Source organism: Microbacterium sp. Root180, from assembly GCF_001428485.1.
GTDB lineage: Bacteria > Actinomycetota > Actinomycetes > Actinomycetales > Microbacteriaceae > Microbacterium.
Genome location: NZ_LMHS01000003.1, coordinates 954052 through 971895 on the forward strand (window position 1 = coordinate 954052; position 17844 = coordinate 971895).

Below are 17844 nucleotides of genomic sequence, written 5' to 3' on the forward strand. Positions count from 1 at the left end.
GACAGAGAACCAGCACATGGGAACGCGTGCTACCGCGAGCGTCAGCGACCGCGGACCGGCCGGGGGTGCCGGGCGGCCCGCGCATCGTCGCGCGCGGGCGGCGCTCGCGCAGGTGCTGCTCGCCGCCGTGACCGCTGCCGGGCTCGCGGCGATCCCCGCGCCCGCGGCGGCGGAGGTATCGGCGGTCCCTGGTGTGGAGTATGTCGCCGGAGCCGATGTGTACCTCGTCTCGCGCACCGACCGGGGCGAATCGGGCGATCCGTCGATCACTCCCGATGGCCAGCGCGTCGCCTACGTCTCGACCGCGGCCGACCTGACGGACGGGACTCGCCCGGATCTGCCGAACATCTTCCTGGCGACGGCGTCGCCGGGGTCGAGCGACCCGTTCTCCGGCCGGCCGCTCCTCGTGAGCCGCCCCGACCGCTCACTCGCCCAGGTGCCTGCGGACGGCCTGAGCGTCGATCCCGTCGTCAGTGCGGACGGCAGATACGTCGCCTTCGTGAGCCTCGCCGGGAACCTGGCGCCGGGCACCCAGTCCGGCGACCCCGCGAGCATCTTCGTCCGCGACACGGTCGCGCGCACCACCATCCGGCTCGACGGCGGGGTCACCCCCGACGGCTCGTCGGTGCGGCCGGACATCAGCGACGACGGGCGGTACGTGGTGTTCGAATCGGATGCCGTCAACCTCTCACCCGGCGACGTCAACGGCGCGACGGATGTGTTCGTCGCCGACCTCGACGCCGACGGCGACGGCGATCGGGGGGATGTCGCCGTGACCCGGCTGCTGCCCGGTCGCAGCGTGCCGGGCGGACTGAGCCGGCCGGCCATCAGCGGCGACGGGGAGTGGATCGTCTACACCGCCTCGGTCGCCGATCCCGCAGCGACCGTGCCCACGCCGACCAGCGCGGGCGTGTTCCGGATCCACCGCCGCACCGGCGTCTCCGAGCAGGTACTCCCGCGCGCGAGCGCCGGCGCGATCGACGCGAACGGCACGGTGATCGCCGCGCGGGCGGACGACTGCGGCGGGTCGCCGGCCATCGTCGCGGCAGCGCTCGACGAGGGCGGCCGGTGGAACGTCGTCGCCGTCGGCGCCTCTTCCGGCGCCGCCGACGAGCCCGCTCCCGCCGTGTCGGCCGACGGTTCCTCGATCGCATTCGCGGGGTCGCCGGATTCGGGGGATGCCGGTGTCGAGGCGGTCGTGCGCGTCGCCACCCCTCGCTGGCCGGAGGCCGTGCCGGTGGGGTCGGGATGTCCCCGTGGCGGCGCCGCTGTCATCGTGGTCGGACCCGGCCGGACGCCGGCGCTCTCGGCCTCGGGACGGACTGTGGCGCTGGCGGGGCAGGGCGACATGAGCAGGGCGGATCGCTCGGTGACCGCGATCGACCTGCACACCCATGACGGGCTCTCGGTGACGAACACGATGCGCAGTGGCGCCATCGCGCATTATGTGACGGCCGCCGAGATCGCGGGCGTCTCGAGCACCGCCCTCCTCGGGGAGGCGGGCGAGCTCGCCCGGCTCGAGCTCGGGCGCCTGCAGGAGCTGCCGACCGGCATCGGGCCGGAGCTGGGAGAACTCCCGCTCGATCGCCTCCGGCTCGGCGCGACGGTCTTGGCGGACCTGCCGCTGAACGTCCCCGGCCTTCCCGGCGGCTGGCACACTGTGCTGCCGGACTCTCCGTTCGCCGACGACGTCGCCGAGCACGTCACGCTCCAGTCGATCGTCGACTGGGCCGGCGGTGTCGACGGATCTGCGCCGGGCGGACAGTCGGCCGTCGCGACGGCGGTTCGCAGCATCCGGCTCGGGGACATCGCTCGCCTCGGCACGCCCGCAGGCGAGCTGTCCCCGACCTCGCTCCTGCTGGGTGACGTTCCCCTCGCCGACCTGCCGATCGAGGGAGCGGGCGACCCGCTCGACGACTGGCGCGCGGCCGTCCGCGCGCAGCGGGTCGACCTCGACATCACGGGCGAGACCGTGCTCGCCGAAGCCGACGAGGCGGGCCTGGACCTGGGGGCGATCGGCCTCGAGGACCTCGGGCTGGCTGACATCCCCGCCGCGAGCGCGACGGCCGGGCCCGAGACGACCGTCGGCGAGGCCCTCTTCTCGCTCGTCGCACCGCGCGACTACCCGTGGCAGGCCTTCGACCCGTCGTCCCTCCCCGCCGATGTGCCCACCGAGGTCCGTGCCGACGACGACTGCACCGGCGCGGCGTGCGGTGGCAGTGCGCGCTTCCGCTTCACCTTCGACTCCGGGCCCGGCGAACCGACGCGGTTCGCCGACGCCGCAGCATCCGTCCGCCTTCCGGCCACCACCGCGCCCGCCTCGATCCTGGTCGGCGAGACCGGGCCGGAGTCGGTGACCGTCGAGCAGCCGTACGCCGGCGATGTGCAGGTGGACGGTTCGCTCGTCCGGCTGCCCCTGGGCGACGGGATCGCCGGCACGACCCGCTCGGTGTCCATCGCGTACACGGCGAGCCGCGGCCTCGGCGCGTGGGTCACGAGCGCCACACTGACGGGCGGCGGCGTCGTCGCGCGAAACGCGGTGGAACCCGCCGAGTCGCGGACGGATGCCGAGCCCGACGCCGTCGACGACGGCTCACCGTCCGCCGATCCCGCCGGCGCGGCCGTTCTCACGGAGTCGTCGGTGCGCTATGGCGCGGTGGAGGCGAACGGAACGGCCGTGACGGAGGGATGGTATCGAGTCGCACCCCCGCGTCCGGGCCACCGCGTCGTCGTCGCCGCGAGCGCGGCCGATCGCGGGCTCACGGTGACGCTGCTGGAGCCGAGCGCGGCCACCACGCCGCTCGGGATCGCGGCACGGCGGGACGCCCCGTCACGGGCCGTGCCCGGCGCTCCGGGGCTGTCCATCGGCTCGGGCTTCGGGACGACCGTCGACGGCTACGACGTCGTCGACGTCGCCCAGTCGGCGGCGGGCGGAAGCGCCACCGTCGAGGCCCGATGGAGTGAGGTGGACGCCGGTGAGCCGTGGCTCGTGAGGGTGGTGTCATCGGATGCCGCTGCGGACGAGGCCTTCTACGGCATCCACGTCGACTACCCCGCCGAGGACCCGCTCCCACGCTGCACGCCGTGGATCGCCCCGCCGGCGAGCGGACCGGACGAGGTCGACGGATCGGGGACGATCGATCCGCTCGCCCCCTTTGCGCCCTACGGCTCCGTCGACCCCGACGGATCCGTCGATCCGCTCGATCCGGATTCCAACCTCGGGGCGCCGGTCGCCCTGACCAGCGACGCCGTGACCGCCACCACGAACACCGTCTTCGTCACGGACGCGATCCGCATGCGGGATCTGCACGGCCAGGATGGCGTCGACGAGGTGATCGCGGCGATCCGAGCGCTCGACGGCGTCGGCGAGGTCGGCGACGGCCCCGTGAAGGGCGCCGTCCTCACCGTCGACGGCGACGCGGGAGTGGTCGCAGCAAGGGCGGTGCTCGACGCGGACCCGTGCTCGGTCTCGGCGCGCCAGGCGGTGGTGAGGGCGATCAACCGGTACCTCGCCGCGGCGATCGGCGCGCAGCGTGAGCACATCGCGGCGATCGTCATCGTCGGCGGCGACGACGTGATCCCCCACGCTCCCGTCGCCCAGCGCAGCGAGACGGTCACCGAAGTGGGGCACGCGGGAGCCCTGCGCCTGGCGGGGATCGGCGGCACGTCGTGCCCGGCCGTCGAGGCCGGCGCGATCGACCCGTGCGCCACGCCGCAGTCCGCGGCGGCAGCAGGCGGGTTCCTCCTCACCGACGACCCCTACGCGTTCGCGGATGCCTACCCTTCGCGTGGTGGTCATGTCTATGTGCCGGCCGTCGGCATCGGGAGACTGATCGACGCGCCCGATGAGATCCGCGCCCAGCTGGATCGCTTCCGCTGGGCCGAGGGCGTGCTCGAGGGCGACTCCCTCCTGGCCACGGGCTACGGTCCGTGGTCCGATCTCCCCGAGGCAATGAGCGCGGCGCTGAGCTGGCGGACCGGCGGAAGCGACGTGATCCTCGAACCCCGATGGACGACGGCGGATGCCGAGGCTGCACTGTCGCCGCGAGACGGGAGCGATGCGCCGGCGATCATCGCGCTCAACACCGTCGGGGATGAGCGGCGGATGATCTCGGGCGCTGCGGTCGCGGACGGAACCGGGGAGGATTCCGCGCTCACGGCGGAAGACCACCGCCCCTCACCACCTCCGGCCGCCGAAGAGCGCTTCGACCCCGGTGCATCGACGGAGTTCCAGGGAGCGCTCGCGCTGTCGCTCGGGTGCCACTCGGGGGTGCACCTGCCGGAATCGATCTACGGCGACGAGCCGCACTGGGCCGGCACGTTCACCGACGCGGGTGGCTTCGTCGGGAGCACCGGATGCGGCCTCGCCGACGAGAGCGCGCTCGGTCCCAGCGAGCGGCTCCTCGCGCTCTACGCCGGGTGGATCGGCGTCGACGGCGAGAACGGGCCGGTGTCGGCGGGATCGGCACTCGCCTTCGCCAAGCAGTCCTATATCGCCTCGGCTGCGCAGTACACCGAGGCCGACGCGCTGGCTCTCGAGCAGACGATCTTCTACGGGGTACCCCTCTACACGTTCCGCGACTCGACCCGGCCACCCCCGCTCGCGGAGGCGGCTGCCCTCGCGGACGACGGCGCGGGGGTGCTCCGGCTGCGCCCCTCGGTGGCGACGGTCACGCTCACCGACCCGACGGGAGCGGCGAGGGTGTTCCTCACGGCCGACGGGCAGGACCCGCTCAGCGTGGCAGGGCAGCCGCTGGTCCCCGCCGTCACGCGAACCGTGCCCGCTGCCGACGCCGCGGGCGCGGCGGCCAGAGGAGTGCTGGTCACGGGGCTGAACTCGCAATGGCGCGAGCCGGTCGAGCCCGCGGTCGCCGACCCCCGGGCGAGGATGTCGCGATCGGAACCCTCGCCCGCCGCCCCGCCATCGGCGGCAGCACTCGCGACGTTGACGCAGCAGGGGAGTCCCGACGGACCGTTGACGGTCGTCGTGGCGACGGCGGCGCGCCTGTCCACCGAATCCGCGGGCGCGACGCGCTTCGAGGTCTACTCCGACATGGAGCTCGAGCTGCTCTACGGTGACGCGAACGATGCGATCGCGCCCGTGATCACGGCGGCTGTCCCGGGCTCGACGTTCCGTGCCGTCGCGGTCGATCCCTCGGCATCCGGGGGTGTGGCGCGCGCACTGCTCCTCGTCGCCTCGGCGGGCACCGGCGACGACGTCCAGACGTGGCGGGCTGTCGAACTGCAGCCGGGGGACGGCGACGACTGGTCGGCCGCTATTCCGACGGGCGTCGGCACGGACTACCGGTGGGTGCTCCAGGTCGTCGACGACGCGGGCAATGTGACCACCGCTCACAGCGACTGCGAGTGACTCGGGCTCACCGCACCGGTGCGCCCTCCTCCTCCATCTCGTCGAGCTCGTCGAGCTCCGCGGCGTGCTCGGCGGCGCCGATCACGTCGTCGGGATCGGTCGCGGCCTGCTCGAACTGCGACGTGTAGAGGCGGAAGTACGCGCCCTTCGCAGCGATGAGCTCATCGTGGGTGCCCTGCTCGGCGATGCCGCCGTTCTCCATCACCAGGATCAGGTCGGCGTCGCGGATCGTCGACAGGCGGTGCGCGATGACGAAGGACGTCCGCCCCGCGCGCAGCGCTGCCATCGCGTGCTGCAGCAGGAGCTCGGTGCGCGTGTCGACGGAGCTCGTCGCCTCGTCGAGGATGAGCACCGACGGCTGCGCCACGAACGCGCGCGCGATGGTGATGAGCTGCTTCTCGCCGGCCGAGATGTTCGACGCCTCCTCGTCGAGGACGGTGTCGTAGCCCTCGGGGAGGGAGTGCACGAATCGATCGACGTACGTCGCACGCGCCGCCTCGAGGATGTCGTCGTCGGTCGCGTCGGCTCGCCCGTAGCGGATGTTCTCTCGGATCGTTCCGGCGAACAGCCACGGATCCTGCAGCACCATGCCGGTCTTCGCCCGGATGTCACGGCGCGTGAGTTCGGCGATGTTCTGGCCGTTGAGCAGGATGCGCCCGCCCTCCAGCTCGTAGAACCGCATGATGAGGTTGACGAGGGTCGTCTTGCCCGCGCCGGTCGGGCCGACGATCGCGACGGTCTGGCCCGGCTCGACCCGGAAGGACAGGTCGTGGATGAGCGGACGATCGGCCGAGTACGAGAACGCGACGTCCTCGAACTCGATCGTGCCGTCGCCGTCGACCGGAGCGGGGGCGTCGGCGGCGTCGGGCTCCTCCTCGGTCTCGTCGAGGAGTTCGAAGACGCGCTCCGCCGACGCGGTGCCCGACTGCACCACGGCGGCCATGCCGCCGAGCTCGGACAGCGGCTGGGTGAACTGCTGCGAGTACTGGATGAACGCCTGCACGTCGCCCAGTCGCAGCTGACCGCTCGCGACCATGAGCGCACCGAAGACGGCGATGCCGACGTAGGTGAGGTTTCCGATGAACATCATCGCGGGCATCATGATGTTCGAGAGGAACTGCGCGGTGAACGACGCCCGGTAGAGCTCCTCGTTCTCGACCCGGAACGCCTCGCGCGACGCCTCTTCACGGCCGAAGACCTTCACCAGCGCATGGCCGGAGAACGACTCCTCGACGCGCGCGTTGAGACGGCCGACCTTGCGCCACTGCACCCCGAACGCCTTCTGCGACCGCGGTCCGATGACGCCGAACAGGACGGCCATCAGCGGGAAGCTCACCAGCACGACGAGGGTCAGCTGCCACGAGATCGACAGCATCATGATGAGCACGCCGATGACCGTGAGCACCGCGGTCAGCGCCTGCGAGAGCGACTGCTGCATCATCTGGGTGATGTTGTCGATGTCGTTCGTGACACGGGAGATGAGCTCGCCGCGCTGCACGCGATCGAAGTAGCGCAGCGGCAGACGGTTGATCTTCGCCTCGACCTGCTCGCGCAGGCGCCACATCGTGCGCACCATGATCACGTTGATGACGTAGCCCTGCAGCCACATCAGCAGCGAGGACGCGAAGTACAGCGCCAGCACGATCAGCAGTACGCGGCTCAGCGCGAAGAAGTCGACGCCTGCGCCGGGCACGAAATTCTGCATCGCGCCGACGATGTTGGCGAGGTCCTGCTGACCCTGCGCCTCGAGAGCGGCGACGACCTGCTCCTGAGTGGTGCCGGCCGGCGCCATGCCCGACACGACGCCCTCGAAGAGGATGTTCGTCGCCTCGCCGAGCACCTTGGGAGAGATCACCGCGAGCACGACGCCGATCGCACCGAGGACGGAGGCGAAGGCGAAGGCCACGGCGCTGGGCTTCAGCAGTCCGAGCAGGCGGCGGAATGACGGGCCGAAGCGCGCAGCCTTTCCCGGCGCGACCGCGCCGGACCAGTCGTCGGCCGAGATGCGAGCCTGCTCGCCCATCTCGATCTCGAGCTTCTCCTCCGCGGAGAGAACCTGCTCGACGGGCTTGCGCTTGCGCGCGCGGGTGCGCTTCTCGTCGCTCATCGCGCGACCTCCGCTCCGAGCTGGGATTCGACGATCTCGCGATAGGTCTGGCTGGTCTCCAGCAGTTCTTCGTGCGTGCCGAGTCCGACGATGCCGCCGTCGTCGAGCACCACGATGCGATCCGCCTCGGTGACCGTCGAGATGCGCTGCGCGACGACGATCTTCGTCACCTCAGGCAACTCTCGCCACAGCGCTTGGCGCAGCCGCGCATCGGTCGTGAGGTCGAGGGCCGAGAATGAGTCGTCGAACACCAGGATCTGCGGCGTGTGGACGATGGCGCGCGCGATCGCGAGACGCTGACGTTGCCCGCCCGACACGTTCGTGCCGCCCTGGGAGATCGGCGAGTCGAGCCCTTCGGGCATCTGGCTCACGAAGTCGCTCGCCTGTGCGATCTCGAGCGCACGCCACAGCTCGGCGTCCGTGGCGTCCTCCTTGCCGAACCGCAGGTTCGACGCCACCGTTCCGGTGAACAGGAACGGCCGCTGCGGCACGAGGCCGATGGCTGCCCAGAGCGCGTCGAGATCGGCCTCACGCACGTCGACTCCGCCGACTCGCACCGCTCCACCGGTGACATCGAACAGGCGGGGCAGGAGCGAGATCAGCGTGGACTTGCCCGCACCGGTCGAGCCGACGATCGCGACCGTCTCACCGGGCTCGGCCCGGAAGCTGATGCCCGACAGGATCGGGTGCTCGGCGCCCGGGTAGGTGTAGGTCACATCCTCGAACGCCACGGAGCCGGGGGCCGGAAGCTGCGGCGCGGCGCCGGTCGGGCGCGCGAGCGTGGAGCTGGTCTCCAGCACTTCGCCGACGCGCTCGGCCGAGACCGCCGCACGCGGGATCATGAGCGCCATGAAGCTCGCCATCATGACGCCCGAGAGGATGATCATGATGTACTGCATGAAGGCGAACAGGGTGCCGATCTGGATCTCGCCGGCGTCGACCTGCATCCCGCCGAACCAGATCACTCCGATCACCGTGACGTTGAGGATGAGCATCACCGCGGGGAAGAGGACGACGAACAGCGACCCGACCTTGCGCCCGACGACCATGATGTCGGTGTTGGCCTCGCGGAAGCGCTCCTCCTCGATCGGCTCGCGCACGAACGCGCGGATCACCCGGATGCCGGTGAGCTGCTCGCGCATCACCCGGTTCACTCCGTCGAGCTTTCCCTGGTAGCTGCGGAACAGGGGCACCATGCGGAAGATCAGCAGTCCGGCGACCACGAGGAGCACGGGCACGGCGACCGCGATGATCCACGCGAGGCTCGGGGCCTGCTCGATCGCGAGCAGCACGCCGCCGATCGCGAGCAGGGGCGCCGACACCAGGAAGGTCGCGCCCATCATCGCGAGCATCTGCACCTGCTGGACGTCGTTGGTGTTGCGGGTGATGAGCGAACCCGCGCCGAAGCCGGTCACCTCACGCTCGGAGAAGCTCGAGACGCGCTCGAAGATCCCGTCGCGCAGGTCGCGCCCCATCCGCATGGCCGCCTTCGCGGCGAAGTACGTGGCGATGATCGCGGCGACGATCTGCGCGAGCGAGACGGCGAGCATCACGAGGCCCGTGCGCCAGATGTACTCGGTGTCACCCTGGGAGACCCCGTTGTCGATGATGTCGGCGTTGAGGCTCGGAAGGTAGAGCGAGCCCAGCGCCGACGCGAACTGGAACACGAGCACCCCGAGCAGGAGCCACCCGTACGGCTTCAGATAGCGGACGAGGAGTTTTGCGAGCACGGATGTCCCCCCAGGAACTCTGACGGATGCCGCGACCGGCGTCCGAAGGGTGATGCCCTCACCATGCCACGACCCGACGACATCGCGTCAGGGTTGTTCACAGGGAGCGAAACACGAGGTGTGAGGACGCCGGGGCTGCGGCATCCGGCGTACACCGTAACACGATATATCGCGCTTGCCGACCCTCAGACCTCGAGCGGAGTGGCGGCTGCGACGGCCTCGTCGTCCTCGGTGGCGACGAGCTGGCCGCATGCCCCGTCGATCTCCTTGCCGCGCGTGTCTCGCAGCGTCGTCGGGACGCCGGCGTCGTTGAGGCGGCGCACGAACTCGTTCTGCACGGGGACGTCGGACGCGGTCCAGATCGAACCCGGCGTCGGGTTGAGCGGGATGGGATTCACGTGCACCCAGCCGCGACCGCGAGCATTGAGCTTCTCGGCCAGGAGGTCGGCGCGCCACGCGTGGTCGTTCATGTCCTTGATGAGGGCGTACTCGATCGACACGCGGCGGCCGGTCTTGTCGAAGTAGGCGCGGGCGGCATCCAGGGCCTCGTCGACCTTCCACCGGGAGTTGACCGGAATGAGCTCGTCGCGCAGGCGATCGTCGGGCGCGTGGAGCGAGAGCGCGAACGTGACGGGGATGTCCTCGTTCGCGAGCTTCGTGATCGCGGGCACGAGACCCACGGTCGAGACGGTGATGCCGCGTGCGCTCATGCCGAGGCCGTGCTCCTTGTCGGTCATCACGCGCACGGCCTGCATCACGCGGGCGTAGTTGGCCAGCGGCTCCCCCATGCCCATGAACACGATGTTCGACACGCGCTCGGCGGAGTGGTCGTCGCGCTTCTTCCCGCCCAGCCCGCCGTCGGCGATGAGGCGGTTGGCCCGCACGATCTGCTCGACGATCTCGGCGGCCGACATGTTACGGGTGAGTCCGGCCTGCCCGGTCGCGCAGAAGGGGCAGTTCATGCCGCAGCCCGCCTGGCTCGAGACGCACAGGGTGATGCGACCGGGGTAGCGCATGAGCACCGACTCGACGAGGGCGCCGTCGTGCAGCTTCCACAGGAACTTGATCGTGTCGCCGCGGTCGGTCTCGAGTCGCCGCACCTCGGTCAGCAGCGGCGGCAGCATCCCGTGCACGAATTCTTCGCGCCCTGCGGCGGGAAGGTCGGTCATGTCGGCGGGATCATGGGTCCAGTGCTGGAAGTAGTGCTTCTCGAGCTGCTTCGCCCGGAACCCCGGAAGGCCCAGCTCCGTGACCTTCTCCACGCGCTGCTCGGGTGTCAGGTCCGCCAGGTGCACCGGCGGCTTGCCGCGCTTGGGCGAAGCGAACTGGAGGAGCGGACGGCCTTCGGCGTCCTTCTGCTGGGTCCAGCCCTCGGTGGCGGGACGCACCTGGCGGGGCTTGGTGGTGCGCACGGGGGGCTGGTCGGTCATGCTCCGAGGGTAGGGGACGCACCTGAACGATGCCCGGATCGGGACTACCGTGGTGATCGTGGACGTCATGGATGCCGCCACCCGCGTCGACGCGACGCGCGCGCCCGACCCGCCGGCACTGTCCCGGCGGGCGGCGATCACGCTCGCGGCGATCGGCGGCGCCATGATCCTGGCGATCGGCGGCGCCGTTCTCGTTCGCGCAGCGCTGCCCCCAGAACCCGAACCCGCCACCCGTGCGCTGCTCGCGCCGGCCGTGCGCGAGGCCCGCTCCGCCTACTCCTTCGCCTGGGACCGCGAGGCCGTGCCCCTGCTCCAGATCCCGCTGGACGGATCGTTCGGGCGCTACATCGACCTGCCGACGGCGACCGAGGTGCCCGACTTCCCCGCCACCGGGACGGTCGAATGGGCCTACCCGCTGGGCACCTACTTCGGGTGGGATGTCTGGATCGCGGGGGCCTCCGTCGCGGGGACCGGGCTGCAGCGCGAGCACTGCATCGCGATCGAGCGCAACGGCGAATCACGCACCCGCTGCGTGCCCGCGGCGCTGCGGAAGCAGAGCGCGCTCGTCGTCTCGGTGGCGTTCGCGTCGATCACCCCCGAGGACCGTCCCGTCGGGATGATGCCGGACGAGCGCCTGGGGTTCTGGTGGAACCACGACCGTGCGGTCACCGTCCTGCTCGGCGACGATCCCTGACCGGACTATCGTTTCCTCGTGGTCCCTCCCGAGAACCTCCTCGCCTTCACGCTCGCCGCATTGGTGCTCATCGTGATCCCCGGACCCAGCGTGCTCTTCACGATCGGCCGGGCACTCGCCCTGGGCCGCATCGGCGGACTGCTCAGCGTGCTCGGCAACGCCCTCGGCCTGCTGCCGGTGATCGGCCTCGTCGCGCTCGGCGTCGGCGGCATCGTCGCCCAGTCGGTCGTGCTCTTCACGATCGTGAAGGTGGCGGGCGCCGCGTACCTGATGTACCTCGGCGTGCAGGCGATCCGCCACCGCTATCGGGCCGCCGAGCAGGCCAGTGGTGCGCTCCCGCCGCGCTCGGCCTGGCGTCAGCTGGGCGAGGGCTTCGTCGTGGGCATCACGAACCCCAAGACCATCGCGTTCTTCGTCGCCGTGCTGCCGCAGTTCGTCGACCTCTCGGCGGGATCGGTGCCGCTGCAGATGATCCAGCTCGGCCTGGTCTTCTTCGTCATCGCCCTCCTCTCGGACGGCGCGTGGGCGCTCGCGGCCGCGGGCGCGAGGTCGTGGTTCGGCAAGTCCCCGAAGCGCATCGCGCGCCTCTCCGCCACCGGCGGCGGACTCATGATCGGACTCGGCGGCATCCTGCTGTTCACCGGCGCCGAGCACTGACCCGGCCGCGAACCCGGTCTCGGCGCCGAGCGCTGCAGTTCCCGACGGGCGCGAGGAGGCTCAGTCGGGGACGCCGGATGCCTCGGCGCCGAGGTTCACGAGATTCCCATCCGGATCGCGCACCTGCGCGACGCGCTCGCCCCAGGGCATGTCCGCCGGAGCCTGCACGGAGTCCCCGCCCGCGGTCACCCAGCGCTCGTAGACCGCGTCGACGTCGTCCACGTAGAACCACAGCGCGATACGGTCGCCCGCGGGCGGAGTCTGCGCATCGCGGCCGATCCCGAGCGAGGCTCCGCCGACGGTCAGCGAGACGTAGTCGTCCTCGTCGGCGCTGCCGAATCGGTACGTCACCTGCCCGTGGAGGGCGTGCTCGTAGAAGCTCACGAGGCGCGGAAGGTCGCGCGAGAGGAGGATCGGGAACAGGCTGCGCACCGCCATGGCGCCACCCTACGCCCACCACCCCCGCTTGCCGAGAACGCACTCATGGCGACTCCGACGCCTCATTTGCGGACGTTTGTGCGCTTTCGGCAAGCGAGCGGCGGATGCCGGGCTACAGGAAGATGTCGGGGAAGAGCTGGTCGTCGGGGGTTCCCGGCACCGCCGCGTAGCCGGAGAAGTCGCTCACTCCGGACTCCCGCAGCACATCTTCGACGATGAGCGTCTGGCCGGTGTACTCGGCGGCGGGCTTGAGGAAGACCTCGTACGCGGCATCCGCGTAGATCTCCGGTGTGCGGCTCACCTTCATCATCGCGTCCCCGCCGAGGGCGAACTGCACGGCGGCCGTCGCAATCGTCGTCGACGGCCACAGCGTGTTGGCGGCGATGCCGGCCTTCGCGAACTCGGCGGCCAGCCCGAGGGTCGTCATCGTCATCCCGTACTTCGCCAGCGTGTAACCGGTGTGCGCGCCCAGCCACTTCGGCGCCAGGTTGAGCGGCGGCGAGAGCGAGAGGATGTGCGGGTTCGCGGCATCCTTCAGGATCGGCACTGCCGCGCGGCTGAGCATGAACGTTCCGCGGACGTTGACGTCCTGCATGAGGTCGTACTTCTTGGCCGCGAGGTCGAGCGAGCGCGAAAGGTCGATCACCGAGGCGTTGTTGACGACGATGTCGATGCCGCCGAACTCGCCCTGGGTCTTGAGCACGGCCTCGGTGACGTCGTCGTCGTTGCGCACGTCGCCGACGATAGGCAATGCCCGGCCGCCGGCCGCGCGGATCTGCTCCGCGGCCGAGTGGACGGTGCCCTCGAGCTTGGGGTGCGGGGTGTCGGTCTTGGCCAGCAGGGCGATGTTCGCGCCGTCGCGGGCAGCCCGCAGCGCGATCGCGAGGCCGATGCCGCGGCTGCCGCCGGACATCAGGATCGTCTTGCCGGCGAGTGAGTTGTCGCTCATGTCGGGTCTCCTAGGTCATGTCCCCATTGCCGCTCTTCGGGTCCCGATCTCGCTGGTTCCCGGCACCGGGAACGCGCGAAAGTGGGACACGGTCGGCCTCAGGAACGGGATTTGGCGGATGCTGCGGCGAAGGCGGCGACGCGGACCCGTGACTCGTCGGTCTCGAAGCGGGCGCCGATCGAACGGGCTTCGTCGTCGAGGTTCTCGGCGAACGGGCGGTCGGCGCCGACGCGGACGAGGCGCTTGGCCTGACCGAACGCGGCCGTGGCCCCCGCGAGCCAGAACTGCGCGATCGCCTCGGCGCGGGCGGCGACCGCGTCGCGCGGCAGCACCTCGGCCACGAGGCCCCAGTCCAGCGCGGTCGCGGCGTCGATCGTGGTGTCCTGCAGGAGCAGCTGCAGCGCGCGGCGCTGACCGATCGCGGCGGGGAGCAGCGTCGAGACGCCGAGGTCGGGCGTCAGGCCGATGTTGGCGTACTTGCTGACGAACTTGGCGGAGTCGGCGGCGACGATGTAGTCGGCGCTCAGCATGAGGCCAAGGCCCCCTCCGGCGACGGCGCCCTGGACGGCGGCGACGATCGGCTTGTCCGAGTGGGCGAACGTGCGGATGCCGTCGTGGATGACGTGCGCGGTCGCGGTGACGTCGGACCCGGCGGCACCCGAGCCCGCCATCGCGACGACGTCGCCGCCGGCGCAGAACGCCGGGCCGGCGGCATCCAGGATCACCGCACCCACCGAGGGATCGCTCGTCACCGCGTGCGCGATGTCGCGCCAGCGGCCGCCCATCTCGAAGTCCATCGCGTTGAGGAACGCCGGACGGTTGAACGTGACGCGGGCGAGGCCGCCTTCGACGTGGAGGAGGATCGAATCGCTCATGAGTGCTCCTTACTTCGGCGCCATGCGGATGGCGCCGTCGAGGCGGATGGTCTCGCCGTTGAGATAGCCGTTGTCGACGATCGCCATCACGAGCGCGGCGTACTCGTCGGGCTTCCCGAGGCGCTGCGGGTAGGGCACCTGCTGGCCGAGCGAGTCCTGCGCCGGCTGCGGCAGACCCGCGAGCATCGGCGTCTCCATGATGCCCGGGGCGATCGTCGCGACGCGGATCGCGTACCGTGCCAGCTCGCGCGCGATCGGAAGGGTCATCGCGTGCACCGCGCCCTTGCTCGCGGCGTACGCCGGCTGGCCGATCTGTCCGTCGAAGGCGGCCACGCTCGCGGTGTTGACGATGACGCCGCGGTCGCCGTCGGGGGTCGGTTCGGTGCGGGCCATCGCGGCCGCGGCCTGCGACAGCACGTTGTAGGTGCCGAAGAGGTTGATGCGCACGATGCGCTCGAAGCCCTCGAGCGGCGTGGGTGCGCCGTCGCGGTCGAGGACCTTGGCAGGCGGCGCGATGCCGGCGCAGTTCACGACCACGCGGAGGGCGCCTGCAGCGGCGGCGCTCTCGACGGCGTCGGCCACCTGAGCCGCGTCGGTGACATCGGCGGCGGCGAAGGAACCGCCGAGCTCGGCGGCGATCTGCGCGCCGGCCGAGCCGGGCAGGTCGACGATCGTGACGCGTGCTCCCGCGGCCGCGAGCCGGCGGGCGGTGGCGAGGCCGAGGCCGCTCGCGCCACCGGTCACCAGGGCTGAGGCATCCGTGAGATCCATGCGTTCTCCTTCGAACTGCGAGATTGCATCCCACCCTACGCGGGACTCAGTCTCACGATCGAATCGGATGCCACGTCCAGCGTAGCCGCCGGGGCATCATGGTCACGTGGCGCGCAGCTGCGTGATGCGGCGCCGACGGGCGAGGATGCGCGATCGGTACGGTGAACCCGTGGACGACGACGCAGCATCCGGCAGACCCAGTTCTGCGGAACCGTCGCGCGAGATCCTCCGGAGCCCGGGTTTCGCCTACTTCTGGAGCGCGACGACGCTCCGAGCTTTCGGCAGCGCGATCGCGGGCGTGGCGTTCCAGGTCCTCATCGTGACCGTCGTGAACGCCAGTCCGATGCAGATCAGCGTGCTGAGCGCGCTGAGCGTGGTGCCCTACCTGTTCCTCGGGCTGATCGTCGGCGCGCTGATGGACCGCTGGCGCCGGCAGCGCGCGCTGGTCGTCACCACCATCGGACGCGCGGTGACCCTTGCCTCGATCCCGGTACTCCTGCTCACCGACACCCTGAACTTCTGGTCGCTGGCGGCCGTCATCCTGATACTCGGGGTGCTGACGCTGTTCGCGGACTCCGCCGCGCAGCCGCTGCTCCCCCGCATCGTTCCGCGTGGCGCGCTCGTGACCGCGAACGCCCGGCTGGGTCAGAGTCAGACCGTCGCGGCGACCGCGGGGCCGGCAGTGGGCGGCGCGCTGTTCACCCTGCTGGGGGCGCCGATCCTGTTCGCCTTCGACGCGCTCATCAACATCGTCGCCGCATTCCTGCAGGCGCGAATCGACGTCGTCGAGCCCAAGCCCGAACCACGCGCCGCGGGCCGCCATGTGGGGCACGACATCGCCGAAGGCATGCAGTACACGTATCGGCACCGGACGCTCCGGCCCCTCGCCCTGTCCGTCCACGTCTGGTTCCTCGGCAACAGCATCGTGACGACGGTGTTCGCCGTCTTCGTCCTGCGCGATCTCGACCTCCCGTCCTGGGCCTACGGCGTCGCCCTGGCGGTCGGAGGTGCGGGCGGCTTCGTCGGCGCGATGATCGCGCCGCGGGTCGGGTCATGGCTGGGGGCCGGGCGTGCGATCCTCCTGGGCCGGGTCCTCGTGGTCATCCCCTGGCTCCTCCTGGCCGTGGCACCGCTCACGGCCGACAGCGGCACCGGCGTCGTGCTGGTGGTCGTCTCGGCGGCGCAGTTCCTCTACTGCCTCGCCATGGGCGTCGAAGACACCAACGACATCTCGTATCGCCAGGCGGTCGCCCCCGACAGGATCCAGGGTCGGATGAACTCGACCATCCGCACCGTCAATCGGGTCGTGTTCTTCTTCGGCGCCCTCCTCACGGGGGTGCTGATGACCTACCTCGGCTTCCAGCCGACGATCGGGATCGGCGCGGGCGTCTTCGCGGTCGCGGCGCTCATCATCCTGTTCTCGCCCTTGCGCGATGCCCGACATGAGGATGCGGCCGACCCCCGCTGACGCCGGCTGGCGGACCCGAGTCCCGCGGGGGGCATCATGGTCTCATGGCGCCCAGGCTCACGCTCCACCTGCTCGAGAGCTGACGGATGTCGATTCCCGTCGATCCCGTCGACGTGCCCGCACGTGTGCGCGACCTCGCCCGCGACGCCGCGCTCGCGCCGGTGTGGCGGAACAACGACGGCGGGCTCACGTTCCGCACCGACGACGGGCGCTTCATCAAGCACGCGCCGCACAACGCCGAGTCGTCGCTCGCCGACGAGACCGTGCGCCTCGAGTGGGCGGGACGTTTTCTTCGCGTGCCGCACGTGCTCGAGTCCGGGCAGGACGACACCCACGAGTGGCTCGTGACGCGCGCACTCCCGGGTGAGAGCGCCGTCGCGCCGCGCTGGGTGGCGCAGCCGGCGGTGGCGGTGCGCGCCGTGGGCGAGGGTCTGCGCGCGCTGCACGAGGCCCTGCCCGTCGAGGAGTGCCCGTTCGAGTGGAGCGTGCCCTCGCGCATCGCGAACGCGGCGGGGCGCGGCATCCGGATTCCCGACGCCCTGCGCGAGCCGCCGCCGATCGACCGGCTCGTGGTCTGCCACGCCGACGCGTGCTGCCCCAACACGCTCATCGGCGACGACGGGCGCTGGTCTGCGCACGTCGATCTCGGGCTGCTGGGCACGGGCGACCGGTGGGGCGACATCGCCGTGGCGTCGATGAGCACCGAGTGGAACTATGGACCCGGATGGGAGGACGCCCTCATCGAGGCGTACGGCGTCGAACCCGATCGCACGCGCCTCTCGTATTACCGGGAGCTCTGGAACGCGACATGACCGACCGCACCGACATCACGGGCACCGTCACCGACATCGACGGTCACCCGAACCTCGTGCTCACCCGCACGTTCGCCGCGCGCGCCGCCGACGTGTGGCGCGAACTCACCGAGTCGGCGCGGCTCGAGCGCTGGATCGGCCGCTGGGAGGGCGATCCGTCGACCGGCCATGTCGCATTCTTCATGACGGCCGAAGACGACGAGGCGCCGCCCGAGGAGTACACGATCCTCGAATGCGACCCGCCGCGGCGCTTCGCGGGCGACACGTCCGCGGCGACCGGCAGCTGGCACCTGTGGTTCGAGCTCATCGAGAAGGGCGAGGCGACCCTGCTCGTGTTCGGTCAGCGCCTCAATCCGGAGGACGAGGTCGGTTCGATCGGGCCGGGATGGGAGTTCTACCTCGATCGCCTCATGGCCGTGCACAAGGGCCGGGATGCCGCGACCGTGGCGTGGAGCGCGTACTTCCCCGCCCTCCAGCCGGCCTACCAGCGCCTGGTCGCGGGGGGCTGACGCGTTCGGTCGCTCCCCGCTCGCCGGTGGCGC

The 17844-nt window shown here is 71.0% G+C and carries 13 protein-coding genes; 6 read left to right on the plus strand and 7 right to left on the minus strand.

The window, feature by feature from the left end; genetic code table 11:
* Positions 1-16: 16 nt before the first annotated feature.
* Positions 17-5371 carry a PD40 domain-containing protein gene (locus ASD93_RS11935; protein ID WP_056122713.1) on the plus strand — a complete coding sequence of 1785 codons (5355 nt, stop codon included), beginning with the start codon at positions 17-19 and terminating at the stop codon, positions 5369-5371.
* A 7-nt stretch (positions 5372-5378) separates the two neighbouring features.
* Here the strand turns inward: ASD93_RS11935 and ASD93_RS11940 are convergent, their stop codons facing one another.
* From ASD93_RS11940 to rlmN, 3 genes are all read right to left on the minus strand, one after another.
* Positions 5379-7478 carry an ABC transporter ATP-binding protein gene (locus ASD93_RS11940; RefSeq protein WP_056122715.1) on the minus strand — a complete coding sequence of 700 codons (2100 nt, stop codon included), beginning with the start codon at positions 7476-7478 and terminating at the stop codon, positions 5379-5381.
* On the minus strand, positions 7475-9208 hold the full coding sequence (locus tag ASD93_RS11945; RefSeq protein WP_056122718.1) for an ABC transporter ATP-binding protein: 1734 nt from the start codon (positions 9206-9208) through the stop codon (positions 7475-7477). Before ASD93_RS11945 ends, ASD93_RS11940 begins: the two co-directional genes overlap by 4 nt.
* A gap of 185 nt (positions 9209-9393) precedes the next feature.
* On the minus strand, positions 9394-10638 hold the full coding sequence (gene rlmN / locus ASD93_RS11950) for a 23S rRNA (adenine(2503)-C(2))-methyltransferase RlmN (protein ID WP_056122721.1): 1245 nt from the start codon (positions 10636-10638) through the stop codon (positions 9394-9396).
* A 58-nt stretch (positions 10639-10696) separates the two neighbouring features.
* Here rlmN and ASD93_RS11955 point away from each other — a divergent pair, with 58 nt between their 5' ends.
* Both ASD93_RS11955 and ASD93_RS11960 read left to right on the plus strand, forming a co-directional pair.
* A complete protein-coding gene (locus ASD93_RS11955) occupies positions 10697-11332 on the plus strand; it encodes a hypothetical protein (protein ID WP_157536942.1) in 636 nt (211 codons plus the stop codon).
* Between the two features lie 18 nt (positions 11333-11350).
* The gene (locus ASD93_RS11960) at positions 11351-11989 is read left to right on the plus strand and encodes a LysE family translocator (protein ID WP_056122727.1); all 639 of its coding nucleotides are present in this window, start codon (positions 11351-11353) and stop codon (positions 11987-11989) included.
* Positions 11990-12049: 60 nt separating this feature from the next.
* Here ASD93_RS11960 and ASD93_RS11965 read toward each other — a convergent pair whose 3' ends face one another.
* The 4 genes from ASD93_RS11965 to ASD93_RS11980 form a co-directional block, all read right to left on the minus strand.
* Positions 12050-12427, minus strand: coding sequence for a VOC family protein (locus tag ASD93_RS11965; RefSeq protein ID WP_056122730.1), 378 nt, complete (start codon positions 12425-12427; stop codon positions 12050-12052).
* Between the two features lie 112 nt (positions 12428-12539).
* Positions 12540-13376, minus strand: a complete 837-nt coding sequence (locus ASD93_RS11970; RefSeq protein ID WP_056122733.1) for an SDR family oxidoreductase — start codon at positions 13374-13376, stop codon at positions 12540-12542.
* Positions 13377-13474: 98 nt separating this feature from the next.
* Positions 13475-14251, minus strand: a complete 777-nt coding sequence (locus tag ASD93_RS11975; RefSeq protein WP_056122736.1) for an enoyl-CoA hydratase/isomerase family protein — start codon at positions 14249-14251, stop codon at positions 13475-13477.
* Positions 14252-14260: 9 nt separating this feature from the next.
* Positions 14261-15022 carry an SDR family NAD(P)-dependent oxidoreductase gene (locus tag ASD93_RS11980; RefSeq protein WP_056122740.1) on the minus strand — a complete coding sequence of 254 codons (762 nt, stop codon included), beginning with the start codon at positions 15020-15022 and terminating at the stop codon, positions 14261-14263.
* Between the two features lie 169 nt (positions 15023-15191).
* Here ASD93_RS11980 and ASD93_RS11985 point away from each other — a divergent pair, with 169 nt between their 5' ends.
* The 3 genes from ASD93_RS11985 (at position 15192) to ASD93_RS11995 (ending at position 17811) form a co-directional block, all read left to right on the plus strand.
* Positions 15192-16490 carry an MFS transporter gene (locus ASD93_RS11985; protein ID WP_056122744.1) on the plus strand — a complete coding sequence of 433 codons (1299 nt, stop codon included), beginning with the start codon at positions 15192-15194 and terminating at the stop codon, positions 16488-16490.
* 86 nt (positions 16491-16576) lie between these two features.
* Entirely contained in the window at positions 16577-17302 is a 726-nt protein-coding gene (locus ASD93_RS11990) for an aminoglycoside 3'-phosphotransferase (RefSeq protein ID WP_056122748.1), read from the plus strand.
* Entirely contained in the window at positions 17299-17811 is a 513-nt protein-coding gene (locus ASD93_RS11995) for an SRPBCC domain-containing protein (protein WP_056122751.1), read from the plus strand. The genes ASD93_RS11990 and ASD93_RS11995 overlap by 4 nt, the downstream gene beginning before the upstream one ends.
* Positions 17812-17844: the final 33 nt, after the last annotated feature.